This is a genomic window from Pseudomonas sp. AK106 (genome assembly GCF_053903055.1).
Window position 1 is genome coordinate 32845 of sequence record NZ_CP096427.1, and the last position, 13391, is coordinate 46235.

Consider the following 13391-nt stretch of genomic DNA (forward strand, 5'->3'; position numbering starts at 1 on the left):
CATACAATTCAAGCCGTGGAATCACCGGTTGCCACTTTGTGTTAATTCCCCGCCCGCTCTCAGCTGTAGAGTGAATCCGCAGGCCAGTTCAACCGCCGAACCTTGGCATGTACAAAAAGTTGTCTGGCACGTGCGCAAAAGAACGGTATCCAGCCGTCACCGGAATAAAAAACAACCTCACTTGGCCGGGAACTCAAGGACACACTCATGGGTAATATGTTCAAACATCAGCGCTTCGCCATGGCCCCGTTGGCCCTGGTGCTGGCCCTCGTCAGCCTCACGCCCCAGGCCCAGGCCCACGGCGGCGCGGCAGAAATGGTACCGCTGCAAAGCACCCTCGAAACTTTCGGCGCTACGGTTAAATATGATGACTACGCTAACGTCTTCGTGATTTCCAAGGACGGTGCCTATGTCAAGGTCAAGCCTAATAGCAAAGTGGCTATGCTCAATGGCAAACGTCTGGAAATGAGCGTGCCGGTGGTGTTCAAGAACAATACTGCCTACATGTCCCACGACTTCATCAACGAAGTCTTCCAATCGGGCTTGGATAAAACCTTTGTGGTTGAAACCCGCCCGCACCCGCTCAATACGCTGAGCGTCAATGAAATAAAAACCGCCGTGGCCGCCGTCCAGGCGTCGGCGCATGCGAAGAGCAACCTGCGCTATACCGCGATCTCCCTGCGTGAGCCAAAAAAGAGCGAAGTGTGGGACTTCGTCCTCACTGGCAAAGCGGTGAGCCAGCCCCGCCAAGCCGATGTGGTGGTGCTCGACGGAAAGTACGTGATCGAGGCCGTGGTCGACCTCAAGAGCAAGCAACTGCTGAGCTGGGAGCCGATCAAGGATGCCCACGGCATGGTCCTGCTGGACGACTTCGCCACGGTGCAGAATGTTATCGAAGCCAGCCCCGAATACGCCCAGGCCTTGACCAAGCGCGGTATTACCAACGTCAAGAAGGTGGTAGCCACGCCGCTGACTGTCGGCTACTTCGACGGCAAGGACGGCCTCACCCAGGACAAGCGCCTGCTCAAGATAGTCAGCTATCTCGATGTCGGCGACGGCAACTACTGGGCGCACCCTATCGAAAACCTGGTGGCGGTGGTCGACCTGGAGACCAAATCGATCCTCAAGATCGAAGATTCCGGCGTGATTCCTGTACCGATGAAGCCCACCCCCTACGATGGCCGCGGCCGCAAGGGCGCCACGGTCAAGCCGCTGGACATCACCGAGCCCGAGGGCAAGAACTACACCATTACCGGTGACAGCATCCACTGGCAGAACTGGGACCTGCACTTGCACCTCGACTCCCGCGTTGGCCCGGTAATTTCAACCGTGACCTACAACGACCAAGGTAGGAAACGCAAAATCATGTACGAAGGCAACCTTGGCGGCATGATCGTGCCCTACGGTGACCCGGACGTGGGCTGGTACTTCAAGGCCTACTTGGACTCAGGCGACTACGGCATGGGCACCCTTACCTCGCCGATCCAGCCCGGCAAGGACGCACCGCAGAACGCTGTGCTGCTGGATGCTACCATCGCTGACTACACAGGCGCACCGACCAAGATCCCACGCGCCATGGCCATATTCGAGCGCTACGCCGGCCCTGAGTACAAGCACGCGGAAATGGGCCAGCCGAACCTTAGTACCGAGCGCCGCGAACTGGTAGTGCGCTGGATCAGCACCGTGGGCAACTACGACTACATCTTCGACTGGGTCTTCCAGGAAAACGGCGTGATCGGCATCGACGCCGGCGCTACCGGCATCGAAGCGGTCAAAGGCGTGAAGTCCACCACCCTCCATGATGCCACCGCTAAGGAAGACACCCGCTACGGCACGCTGATCGACCACAATATCGTCGGCACTACCCACCAACACATCTACAACTTCCGCTTGGACATGGACGTCGACGGCGAGAACAACTCGCTGGTTGAGCTGAACCCAATTGTGGCCAAAAACAACCGTGGCGGCCCGCGTACCAGCACCATGCAGATCGACCAGCAGGTGGTAAGCACCGAGCAGCAGGCCTCGCAGAAATTTGACCCTGCGACCATCCGCTTGATCAGCAACCCGGGCAAGGAAAACAAAATGGGCTACCCGGTCTCCTACCAACTGATTCCTTATGCCGGCGGCACGCATCCGGTGGCCAAGGGCGCCAATTTCGACAGCGACGAGTGGCTATACAATCGCCTCAGCTTCATGGACAAGCAGATCTGGGTGACCCGCTACGACCCGCAGGAGCGGTTCCCGGAAGGCAAGTACCCGAACCGCTCGGCAACCGACAGCGGTCTGGGGCAGTTCACGGCGAACAACCAGTCGATCGAAAACACCGATGACGTGGTGTGGCTGACCACCGGTACCACACACGTGGCTCGGGCCGAGGAATGGCCGATCATGCCGACCGAGTGGGTGCACTTACTGCTCAAGCCATGGAACTTCTTCGACGAGACGCCGACCCTCAACCTCAACACGAAACTCTGAGTTCAGTCGCCTCGCAGGCCGTCAAAGAGCCGGTATAAACTCTCACCGGCGTCTGGCAGCGGCCCGCCAGCGGTTTCTATGGCCATGCCCAGCCACTCCTCGGCTTAGGCTTAGATCAACCTGTAGATATTGCGGCCTAGGTGCCGGAGGGTGCAGTCCTTCCAGTCAATGGGCAGCAGCGTGCGGTACTCTCCGGGTGAATTCCAACCTCGTGAATGCCCTCTTCCCCCTCCAACACTCAAAACCCGTCCTAGGTCATCGGCGATCGGTCACTGGAAATAACGGGATATCCGTTAAATAGGCCCCCGGACTTTCCCACCGTCCGGGGGCCTTTTTCATGCCTTTCGGTTACCGACTTGGGGTAAACGGGCAACCGATTTAGGCTAAGTCGGTTTCGGGTGCAAACCTGCCCCCTTGCGTGCCTGGACCACAGTAAGCCCCATTTAAGGGGTGACCAAGGCGCTATCCGTCCAGCGTTTGAGATTGCCCCTATGAGCGTGACAAAGCCACATGGCCACGTCTAGAATTGGTGCGTTAATAGCACCCATGAGCAGCCTTATGAGCGATGTTGTGAGTTATCCAAAAGGCGACCTGCGGCGCATGCTCTGTGTGCTTGCTGCAATCGACTCAATACCCGACGCCACGCTGGTAAAAATTGCGGCAAAGACCGGACTCGACAAGAAGACCGTCACCAATCTAATAACCCAAGCGGGTGAACAGACGGGGGTCAAAATCATCAAATCGGGGCCGGTTTATACCCTCGAAAGCTGGGGGCCAATAATTAAGCGAGCCGGTGCAAAAATGGTTTTGACAGGTGCGTTTAACGCACCTAGAATTCCCACATAAGCATTTATGTGGGAAGGCCGCAATGAAGTATTTCGAGTGGGAAGGCGCAGTGATCGAGGCGGTGGCCGAGTCGATGGCCATCAGTCATTCCGACGCAGCGGGCGTCGTTGAGGCGCAGCCGTTCTACATGCAGCAATCCTGGGGCAAGGGCATGGATGCGCAGCTGACCGCTGCCAAGGTCATTGAAGTCGCCCAGGAGCAAGCCGAGGAACGGGCCATCGCTCCAGCGCCCAAGCAAGAGCGCATGCTGTTCGGTGACGAGGCTGACGCTCACGCCTTCTGGAAGGACAAGGAGTTCAAGGTCTTTGCCGTGGATCTTGTCCAGGGCAATGGCAAAAAGCGGAAGGTCATTCGCACCATGTACGTGCGCTCACGAACTGCGAGGGGAGCAGCTGAATGCGCGAAGGCAAATGACTGGTCACCCAAGCCAAAACCCTACTACTCCCCCCGGCTTGCGGGGCCGCGTGAGCTGGGCTGTACGCTCGCCAAAGCTTGAGGGTCGACCATGGCAACGCAAAAACAGATGGCAGGTGGGCAGCGGCGCAGTTTGAAAGCGATCCAGCGCAAGCTTGAAGCGATGGCTGCTGAATGGGGTGATGTTGATGCCTACAACGAAAGCGCGCTGCAGCAACTGGCTTAGAAAGTCGAAGAAATGGCCGAAAGCCTTGTGCCGGACGAGTGAGGGGAAAACATTGATGAGCATCGAACAGGAAGACTTAGAAGGTTTTGAACTGGTTTTCAGCGTTCAAGTTGATGAGAGCCGGATGCTTGAACTGATGGTTGACGAGGTTTTTTCTGGGGACTGCGTTTGTCAGGTGACAAATGCTAGCGGCCAGGTCCTGGAGCGCTCGGAGATTTATCAGGATCAAGCGCACTGTCTGCGTGACGGTCTGAACAAAGCATTGAAGTAAGGAAAACATGAAACTCAAGCTCTCAGTGGTACTTGTCGCTGTCGCTCTGTGCATGGCACTGGTGGCGCTCGGTTTCGGGTTCTGGACGTTGTATCGGTTCGCGACGTGCCCGGCCGGCACGGGCCTCGCCGGTTGCCTTCAGTACATGAAGCTGCCTTTCGTGAAGAGCTGAACTATTCGAGGAAAACTACGATGCCGATGATCCCGCTTCGTCTTTGCTGTGATCGCTGCAGTACGCAGCAGCCAACGGCCAGAAGCTACACGACGGCCGGCGTTTGCTACACCTTGTGCGATCCCTGCCGTGAAGAGTTTGATCGCCCAGCGACGCAGGATTGTCCACGTGATCAACGTGATGTCTCACTCGATTGGCTGTTCTGAGGCAGGAAAGAAAAATGACTATCACCAGCACCAAAGCCACACCTGCGCAACGTGCTTGGCTTGAGCAATACGAAAACATCAGCGGTTTCGAGCCTATGTATCAGGACGATCTGGACAGCGGTGAAATGACGTTCGACCAGGTTGCACAGGGCAACATTGATTGGTTTGAATCGTGGTCCGCGGAAACCCACCTAGCGATTCAGAAGAACAACCCGGCCGATCAGGAATGGCTGGACAATCTGGACAAATCCATGAGCCTCCCGTCCGCTTAGGAAAACGACCATGACACAACTGATCGAGGCGCTATGGATTCGCAACAGATGCTCTCCAGCGGCAAATCCGCTGTCGTTCAAAATCCTCGTTTGCTCAAGCAGCAGCTCGATACTGGCCTCGCGGCTGGGAGCTACCAGCGTTAGGATCGACGGCGCTGAGACAAGCTCATAAATCGCTGCAATGCTTTCACGGGAGGGGCACATCGTGTCCACTCAGGTTATCGATATGGTCGAAGCGCTCGACCAAGAAGTCGATTAAACTGCGCACTCGTGCGGAGAGGTATAACTGCTGTGGATAAACCGCATAAACATCCGCTCGCGCTGGCGTTTGATCTTCCAGCAGGAGCCGCAGACGACCACTGCGTACATAGCGTGCTATGTCCCATTCGGCCCGCAGCAAGATGCCGTAGCCTTCCAGCGCCCAATTCAGGGCGACTTCCCCATCGTTACAGCCCAGTGCTCCTCGAACTTTGATGTTCTGAGTGCGACTACCATTAGCGAAGCTCCATACACCATAGGGCGTTTCGTTCTGCCTCAGAAAGATGCAGTTGTGGTTCTGCAAGTCCGCAAGCCGCTGGGGCACACCATGTTTTTCTAGATAAAGCGGAGAGGCGCATAGCAGACGGCGATTGGAGGCGATCTTGCGCGCATGAAAAGCAGCATCCGGCAGCGTGCCGAAACGAATGCCCAAGTCAAAGCCGTGAGTCGCGAGATCCAGCGGGTGATCACTGATTTCCAGTTGGATCTGCACCTCGGGGTAGCGCGAGAAAAACGCGGCTAGCGCTGGACCGATGTAGCGACGCCCAAAGCCTAGTGAAGCATTGACACGTATCAAGCCTTTAGGGGTTGCTCGACTACTGCTGACCAGCTGCTCAACCTCGTCGATCTGAGTGAGAATCCGCGCGGCATGGGAAAAATACAGCTCGCCTTCCGCCGTCAGACTCATCGACCGAGTGGTGCGGTTGATAAGACGAACACCTAGGCGCGCCTCCAGTGCTGTTAAGCGTTTGCTGACTGCAGGCGGCGTCACACCTAGCTCACGCGCGGTCGCGGCAAGGCTGCCCTGATTGGCCAGCAGGTGGAAAAACGAGAGGTCCAGAGTCTGACTCATTAGTAACTCAGGGTTATGGATGTAGTGATTTCGAGACACTCACACTGTTCTCAGTCATACATATACTCCGCTCACACCCCGATTGGACAGCCCTGTTCAACGGACAAAATAAAAACCGAGCGGGAAGTTACTGACGATGAGTACATACAAAATTGCAGCGGTTCCGGGTGACGGCATTGGCGTAGAAGTGATCGCCGCCGGGGTAGAAGTTCTCAAGGCCCTGTCGAAGAAATCCGGCTTTGACCTGGCCTTCAAGGACTTCGACTGGAACTCCGATAACTACCTGAGAAACGGCTACTACATTCCCGAAGATGGCCTGGAAGAGCTCAAGACCTTCGATGCCATCTTCTTCGGCGCTGTGGGTGCCTTGAACGTCCCCGATCATATTTCCCTGTGGGGCCTGCGCCTGCCGATTTGCCAGGGTTTCGACCAGTACGCCAACGTACGGCCGGCTCGCGTACTGCCCGGTGTAAAGAGCCCGCTGCACAACGGCGATCAGATTGACTGGGTGGTGGTGCGGGAAAACTCCGAAGGCGAATACTCGGGAAATGGCGGCCGTGTCCACCGTGGCCTGCCGGAAGAGGTGGCGACCGAGGTGTCAATTTTCACCCGTACAGGGGTTGAACGTATTCACCGCTTTGCCTTCGAACTGGCACGCAGCCGTCCGCGCAAACACCTGACAATGGTCACCAAGTCCAACGCTCAGCGCCATGGTATGGTGCTGTGGGACGAGATTTTCTACGAAGTGGCGAAAGACTTCCCGGACGTCAAAATCGACAAGGAACTGGTCGACGCCGTGACCACGCGCATGGTGCTCAAGCCCTCGACACTTGATGTCATAGTCGCCACCAACCTGCACGCCGATATCCTGTCGGACCTTGCGGCCGCATTGTCAGGCAGCCTGGGCATTGCGCCGACCGCCAACCTCAACCCGTCACGTCAATTCCCGTCGATGTTCGAACCGATTCACGGCTCGGCCTTCGACATCACTGGCAAGGGCGTCGCTAATCCCATCGCGACGTTCTGGACCGCAGCAATGATGCTTGAGTACCTCGGCGAGCCTGCCGCCGGCAAGCAACTGATGTCGGCGATCGAAGCGGTGACTGAAAGCGGCCTGCATACACCTGATCTGGGCGGCACGGCAACCACGCGCGAGATCACCGATGCGGTCATTGCACTGATCAATCGCTGAGTCAACGGCGCCACGTTCTGCCGATTCAAACACTGCTGCGGCACAACGCCCGGGGGGGATCATGGATCCGACCCTTGGGCATTTCCTGACAACAATAAAAAATCAGGGCCCCGTCATGAAAAGAATTTTTGGAAAGCTCTACGTACAGGTTCTGCTGGCCGTTATCCTCGGCGCCATTATCGGGGTACTGGTGCCTGAGACCGGCACAGCGCTCAAGCCCTTGGGCGACGCCTTCATCAAACTGATCAAAATGCTTCTGGCGCCGGTGATATTCCTCACCGTGGTAACCGGGATCGCCAAAATGGAGAGTATGAAAGAACTGGGGCGCGTCGGCTTCCGTGCCCTGATCTATTTTGAGGTGGTCTCGACCCTGGCGCTGGTGGTCGGGCTGGTGGTGGTCAACGTGTTCAAACCGGGCGTTGGCATGAACGTCGACATCGCCAGTCTTGACACTTCGAGCCTTGCGACTTACACCACGGCTGCCAAACACGCCTCGTTCATGGATTTCGTCATGAACATCATTCCTGACACCATTGTGGACGCCTTCGCCAAGGGGAACGTGCTGCAAATCCTGCTGTTCTCGATTTTGCTTGGCGTGGCCCTGGCGCAGGTAGGCCCGCGCGCAAAGACCTTCGTGGACACTCTGGACAGCCTCATGCAGGGCATGTTCCGGATCGTCAACATGGTCATGCGCCTGGCACCCATCGGCGCATTCGGTGCTATAGCGTTCACCATTGGCAAGTATGGTTTTGGTTCGCTGTTCTCCCTCGGAAAATTGATGGCCTGTGTGTACCTGACGTGCGGGGTGTTCGTTATCTGTGTGCTGGGGCCCATCTGCCGCTACAGTGGTTTCAGCCTCTGGAAATTCTTGCGCTTTATCAAGGAAGAATTGTTCACTGTGTTGGGCACAAGTTCGTCCGAATCCGTCTTGCCACAGATGATCTCAAAAATGGAGAGAGCCGGTGTCTCCAAGCCGGTTGCCGGTATGATAATACCTTCAGGTTTGACATTTAATCCTGACGGCCAGGCAATTTATTACACTATCGCGGCAATTTTTATCGCTCAAGCAACCAACACACCTTTGACCCTCACAGATCAACTGATCGTTCTTGCAGTGCTGATGTTTACGTCTAAGGGTTCGGCCGGGGTAACAGGTTCGGGTTTCATCATTCTCGCAGCGACGCTAGCCTCTTTGGGTACAATTCCCGTGGCGGGTATGGTGCTGTTGTTAGGGGTGGATAGGTTCATGTCAGAAGCCCGGGCCATCACCAATACGATAGGAAATGGCGTTGGTACAATGGCGATTGCCAAGTGGGTAGGTGCCTTGGATAACGCTAAAATGAATCGCGCACTTAATAATGAGGCGGAACCTTTTGAGAGTGAAACCTTTCCTCGTGCAACTGCCGAACCGAGCTGTCCTCCGTTTGCAGAAAAGGGGGGGCGCGTTGCAGCACTCAAGTAACGAATGATCAGCGCTGACCAACTACCCCTCAGGCCGCCAGATTGCTGATCAGGCGGCCCATCGCGCTTTCAAGCAGACAATCCACAAACAATTGTTCGAAACCTAGGCTGTAAGGTCGTGCGTAATATCAGGATGAAAAGTGCGATGGATGAATATTTCTATGGATCATCGCATGAATTGCTGACTTTTTCGACTATATCATCCAGTTCAGACCATGGAAGAAGCAGAAATTTATTGGCACAGCCTGGATGGTGAGTGAATAAACGATTTCCGCCTAATTCAATCTGCGATGCCCCACATGCTCGGCACACAACCTCATTTGCTATCAATCGCCAATTTTTGTTCCATTCACATAGGGCATGGTTAGCTGTCATATGGACCTTCCAATCAAGACTTGTCCTGAGGTAAATCGTGATGCCAACACGTAGCAACATGAGTGGTAGATAAATCAGAAGCTATGGGATTCAGTTGTGGGTTTGATAATCGCAAGCTATACATCAGCCGTTAGCACTCAGACCTTGAATCGTTTGACCAACCCAATTAATGACTTATTGGAATTTGTGAGGGACTGAGAATTTTGCTCACTCGCACTGGCGCCAGATACCAGATCATTAACAATTTGACGCACAGTGACCATATTACGATTTATTTCATCGCTCACCGCACTCTGTTCCTCCGCTGCTGTAGCGATTTGCGTGCTGAAGTCATTGATCCTACTTACTGAGTCCGCCATAACATCAAGGCCATCAGTAACAAGTGCTGTCTTCTCGACCGTCGACTGGCATTTTTCTTTTGTTGCCTCCATCGCCAAAACAGCAGCACTCACACCTTCCTGAAGGCGGGAAAGCATTTCATTTATTTCGAAAGTACTGGCCTGTGTTCGTCCTGCTAGCGCTCTGACTTCATCAGCTACTACCGCGAACCCGCGACCTTGTTCTCCTGCTCTTGCTGCTTCAATTGCAGCGTTTAGGGCCAGAAGATTTGTTTGTCCTGCAATTTCTCCAATGACCATAAGCACTGAGTTAATGCGTCGTGCATCTTGCTCCATGGTTCTCACCTTGTGGGTTGCTTGATCTACTTCTGATATCAACTCATGCACGCTCAGAGAAGCATCTTCGACAATTTTCTTAGAGCTCAGTGCTTGGTCATTGGCTACGCGGGTCAGGCTGGCAGTATCGGCAGCATTTCTTGCAACATCTTCTGCTGTGGAGCTCATCTCAGTTATCGCTGTAACGGCCTGGTTAGTCTCGTTGACATGGCGGTCTAGTATCATCCGGGTTTCCAGCGTTCGACCCTGCAACTCGCTCACACCATTGGCTATAGCGGAAGACGAAAGAGACACATCAGATATAAGCGTCTGCAGGTAGCTGACAAAATTATTCACTGAAGAGCCAATCTTATCGACCTCATCATGGCCATCGACGTGTATGCGTTTAGTCAAATCCGCCTCGCCGCTTGAGAGCACATCGATATTCGATGTTAAGGTGTTTAAGCGCTTCATCAATTGCCCTAACGCGATAACGATGATGATTAGCATCAATAATAAGACGGGAATTTGTAGCCAAGCCAAAGCTTTCAATATTTTGTGACTTTGGGCGTTTAGGACATCAGTGGACTGCGCCACTGCCATAACCCAGGGTGTGCCTTCGATAGGTGATAGGAACAGCTTGTACTCAATGCCATTTTTTCCGGTATAAACGTCCTCATATTGGCTATCAATCGTCTGTCTATGAAGCAATTTACGCAACGCTTCGGCGAAGGGATACTGACCCGCAAGGTCACTAACATTCTTGAGAACGTTGTTCCCTGGAATTTCCGGCTGATTACTCAAAATTTTGCCGTCTCTCTCAACGATCATCAGCTCTGCATTTATCTCACGTTCTTTATTGGCCACTAGTTCGTCGAAAAAGCCCAGTGTCACATCAATCGTGGACACTCCATACGTCGCGTTATCTTTCTTTAAGACCATTGCGCAGTTGGTTCGAGGCTGCGGGCTGGCGTCATCCTTGTAGGCAGCTGCCCAGGCGCATTGGCCGACTGGGCTATTCATGCCGCCTGTGTACCAAGGTTGATCGAAATAGTTGGGAGATTCTGGCAGATTCCAGTGGCTATTAAGAACAAGCTTGCCGGAGCTATCGCGATGATAAAAGGTACTGGCCTTCATTCTCCCAGTGACGCGTTTTTCGGGCAAAGGCCAGATCCCACCGCCGAACACCTTAATCTCACCATCCTGATTTATCATGCTGGGAAGCAGCATATCAATATTATTGCTCTCAAGAAGGGGAACTGTCTCGGTGATTACACGCTGCTGAGCTTGCACCTTGGCAAGTTCAGCTTTGATCAATTCGCCAAGCTGATCTGCTTCAGCCACTAATTGGCGCTCATCAGACTGGGTTAGGTCCGGTGTAATAAAGGTATTTACCCCTAGGGCCGTGCAGACGCCGATCAATAGTACAAAGCCTATGAATGAAGCTGCGTAACGGGATTTGATGGTCTTAAGCATCTCAAGCGCTCGAGTTGAGGGGCGTTGGTGGCTCACTGATGAACCATCTTTGAATGCCCTGGGTGATCTTTTGGACTGTGTCGAATTTTGGTAAATGCGGCAGGGCATGCTCAATAAGTTACAAATTCTTCCAGAATTTTAATTCGATCTGTTTATCTAGGCAGCAATGCACAACTGTGCTCGCAGGTTTCTCAAACTAAATTACGAGTTGAAGGTATATTTATTTAAGTTAAAATTAAATGGGAAAACACTGCTCTATCACAGGCTACTTTTTTTTGCTGCACAGGGATTGAAGGTTATCTACTGCCTTGAAGACATTGAACATACATTGAGAATCACCAAACTGCGCCACTCCAAGATACCGGAAAGCTTCATCTAATAGATGGCTAGTTTCATGGAGCATCAGCAGATCAGCTTGAGGAAGCTCTTCGCTTTCTGCAGCGCAGAGGATATTCTCTATCTCTGTGCGTATAGCATCAAGGTGTTCGCCCAGCTTACCCATAAGGTGGGAACACGCGCGATTAACCTTGTCCTTCAAGGCTTTTGCTTCCTGATCGAGCAAGGTTGTTTCCGGTAGCTCTTTAGTACCATGAGATGTAGGGGGTGGACAGTTGACTTCACTAAACCTTGCGGTGATAAGCTTATTTTTAACGACTGCTATGTTAAACTCATATCTTGTCATTTGTTCATTTATTTCAACATATAAGTCTACTACCTGCCGAGCCAGCTGTAAGCAGTGATTTGTGGCGCGCTGAACCTGTCCTAACTGCGATGAAGTTGTACTCATTTCGTGCTCCGACTTTTGATATCCTCATCATATTGCCGAATAGCAGTCTGGCAAGGTAAAACATCACCACGGATGAAAAAATTCGTTTTTACCACTATTTTCTTCGCTTTTCGTCAGAGGCAAATTTCTTTTAGGTAGAGTTACGTGAAAACTGCCTCCTTCCTTTACTGTTTGGCAGTCCTGGGCGAGAGACATTTTAGCCCACATGCATGATTTTTCATTGAGCTAGTGATTTAACCTGTCACCTGAGCCCGTTTTCTTGGTGCTTTAGTCTCGAGAATACTTAAGCAGCTTGTGCATTTTAAAGCTTCCGGTCAACTATTGCGATACAGGGTCTGGAACGGAGTTTCCCCATATAATTCTTTATAGTATTTAGAGAGCGCTGCGGTGTCATTGAACCCCCACTTTGCCGCAACACACTGCCAGGATGCTAGCGATGACATGTTTGACAACTCATTGTGAACCCTGTTGAGTCGAATTTGCCTTAAGTATCTCATTGGCGTCGTCCCCTTGTATTTTCTGAAACCTATTTGAAGGTTCCTAATACTCGTATAAGAGTTGCTTGCAATATCCGCAAGCAGTATGGGTTGGTCCGCATGGGTATACATGTATTCTATAGAGCGTGAAATGTATCTTGGCAAATTACTACATTCGTTTGATTTGATAGATTGATTGTGTGGGGTGAACTCTAATATAGAAGTTAGCAGAGCTTGTTTAATATAAGAGTTCGTAATAGGTGACATCATAGAAAAGGTATCGTCAAAACTGCTTTTTAGACATCCCGCAATATGATTGATCCGCTTCCATGCCGGTGATTCTGCAGGCAGTAAAGGCTGGAAATCTATCCTGTGGTTAACCGGATACCCATGAAGAGCATGAAACTCGTTATGAATAGTTTCTGCCTTTATCATTAGCGTATCCGTTAGCGTTCCGCGCAAAAACTGTCCCTGCACCAACCTTGAACTATCGATGACGCACATTTGATTTAGTGCATCAACTCTCCCGAGCTTGTTCATTTCCCAGGCTGAGAGGCCTGCGTAGGTAAAAGAAACAAAATAGACATCTGTGCTTATCTGTTTCTCAAATCCCCAGCCAGACTTGCTCTGGGTTGTACATAGATCAATATCTCCAATTGAATATGTAATTTTCCTATAATCGAATTCTTTTGCTGATTCAAAGCTGAGTGCTGGGGATAGTCCACAATTATTGTAGTATTCGATTAATTCATCTTCTGTTCTCAAATGCACTGAAGAGATATTCTTTTTCACAATTGGCCTGTTCCCATATTTTTTGGATTCTTTAGTTTCCGCTTCCTCACTGTATGTTACCGCCTTTAGCCGTTCTGTCATATTTGAAAATGGTCATGTGAGCTTACAAAAATTCAAATTAGTTAATTAACTACATGGTTCATATCCGTAATTGAATCATGCTAGCTGGTTCATCAAGTACGA

General features: G+C 52.2%; 13 protein-coding genes and 1 pseudogene. 9 read left to right on the plus strand and 5 right to left on the minus strand.

What is annotated here, in order from left to right; all coding sequences use genetic code 11:
- The first annotated feature begins 240 nt into the window (after window positions 1-240).
- The 7 genes from tynA to M1E04_RS25105 all read left to right on the plus strand — a co-directional run bounded on the left by tynA (window position 241) and on the right by M1E04_RS25105 (window position 4885).
- Window positions 241-2478 (plus strand): primary-amine oxidase, encoded by a 2238-nt coding sequence (gene tynA / locus M1E04_RS25075; protein WP_456293323.1) that lies wholly within the window; start codon window positions 241-243, stop codon window positions 2476-2478.
- A gap of 558 nt (window positions 2479-3036) precedes the next feature.
- Window positions 3037-3324 carry a hypothetical protein gene (locus tag M1E04_RS25080; RefSeq protein ID WP_456293312.1) on the plus strand — a complete coding sequence of 96 codons (288 nt, stop codon included), beginning with the start codon at window positions 3037-3039 and terminating at the stop codon, window positions 3322-3324.
- Window positions 3325-3346: 22 nt separating this feature from the next.
- Window positions 3347-3820 carry a hypothetical protein gene (locus M1E04_RS25085; protein ID WP_456293313.1) on the plus strand — a complete coding sequence of 158 codons (474 nt, stop codon included), beginning with the start codon at window positions 3347-3349 and terminating at the stop codon, window positions 3818-3820.
- Between the two features lie 9 nt (window positions 3821-3829).
- Window positions 3830-3964: a hypothetical protein gene (locus M1E04_RS25090; protein WP_456293314.1), complete on the plus strand. Its 135-nt coding sequence runs from the start codon at window positions 3830-3832 to the stop codon at window positions 3962-3964.
- A 55-nt stretch (window positions 3965-4019) separates the two neighbouring features.
- Complete coding sequence (locus tag M1E04_RS25095; protein WP_456293315.1) at window positions 4020-4235, plus strand: hypothetical protein; 216 nt, start codon at window positions 4020-4022, stop codon at window positions 4233-4235.
- 7 nt (window positions 4236-4242) lie between these two features.
- Window positions 4243-4407, plus strand: a complete 165-nt coding sequence (locus tag M1E04_RS25100) for a hypothetical protein (protein WP_456293316.1) — start codon at window positions 4243-4245, stop codon at window positions 4405-4407.
- A 220-nt stretch (window positions 4408-4627) separates the two neighbouring features.
- Window positions 4628-4885: a hypothetical protein gene (locus M1E04_RS25105; protein ID WP_456293317.1), complete on the plus strand. Its 258-nt coding sequence runs from the start codon at window positions 4628-4630 to the stop codon at window positions 4883-4885.
- Window positions 4886-5072: 187 nt separating this feature from the next.
- Here M1E04_RS25105 and M1E04_RS25110 read toward each other — a convergent pair whose 3' ends face one another.
- The gene (locus M1E04_RS25110; RefSeq protein WP_192174372.1) at window positions 5073-5996 is read right to left on the minus strand and encodes a LysR family transcriptional regulator; all 924 of its coding nucleotides are present in this window, start codon (window positions 5994-5996) and stop codon (window positions 5073-5075) included.
- Window positions 5997-6132: 136 nt separating this feature from the next.
- Between M1E04_RS25110 and M1E04_RS25115 the strand changes: the two genes are divergently transcribed.
- Together M1E04_RS25115 and M1E04_RS25120 are read left to right on the plus strand one after the other, a co-directional pair.
- Window positions 6133-7188 carry a tartrate dehydrogenase gene (locus tag M1E04_RS25115; RefSeq protein ID WP_192174371.1) on the plus strand — a complete coding sequence of 352 codons (1056 nt, stop codon included), beginning with the start codon at window positions 6133-6135 and terminating at the stop codon, window positions 7186-7188.
- Between the two features lie 115 nt (window positions 7189-7303).
- Complete coding sequence (locus tag M1E04_RS25120; RefSeq protein WP_192174473.1) at window positions 7304-8650, plus strand: dicarboxylate/amino acid:cation symporter; 1347 nt, start codon at window positions 7304-7306, stop codon at window positions 8648-8650.
- 511 nt (window positions 8651-9161) lie between these two features.
- On the opposite strand, the gene M1E04_RS25125 is transcribed toward M1E04_RS25120, so the two are convergent.
- The 4 genes and pseudogenes from M1E04_RS25125 to M1E04_RS25140 all read right to left on the minus strand — a co-directional run bounded on the left by M1E04_RS25125 (window position 9162) and on the right by M1E04_RS25140 (window position 13289).
- Window positions 9162-9923, minus strand: coding sequence for a methyl-accepting chemotaxis protein (locus M1E04_RS25125; protein ID WP_456293324.1), 762 nt, complete (start codon window positions 9921-9923; stop codon window positions 9162-9164).
- Window positions 9924-10067: 144 nt separating this feature from the next.
- A pseudogene (locus M1E04_RS25130) lies at window positions 10068-11261 on the minus strand (cache domain-containing protein); the annotation flags it as partial.
- Between the two features lie 157 nt (window positions 11262-11418).
- On the minus strand, window positions 11419-11940 hold the full coding sequence (locus tag M1E04_RS25135; protein ID WP_456293318.1) for a hypothetical protein: 522 nt from the start codon (window positions 11938-11940) through the stop codon (window positions 11419-11421).
- A 314-nt stretch (window positions 11941-12254) separates the two neighbouring features.
- On the minus strand, window positions 12255-13289 hold the full coding sequence (locus M1E04_RS25140; RefSeq protein ID WP_456293319.1) for a helix-turn-helix transcriptional regulator: 1035 nt from the start codon (window positions 13287-13289) through the stop codon (window positions 12255-12257).
- Window positions 13290-13391: the final 102 nt, after the last annotated feature.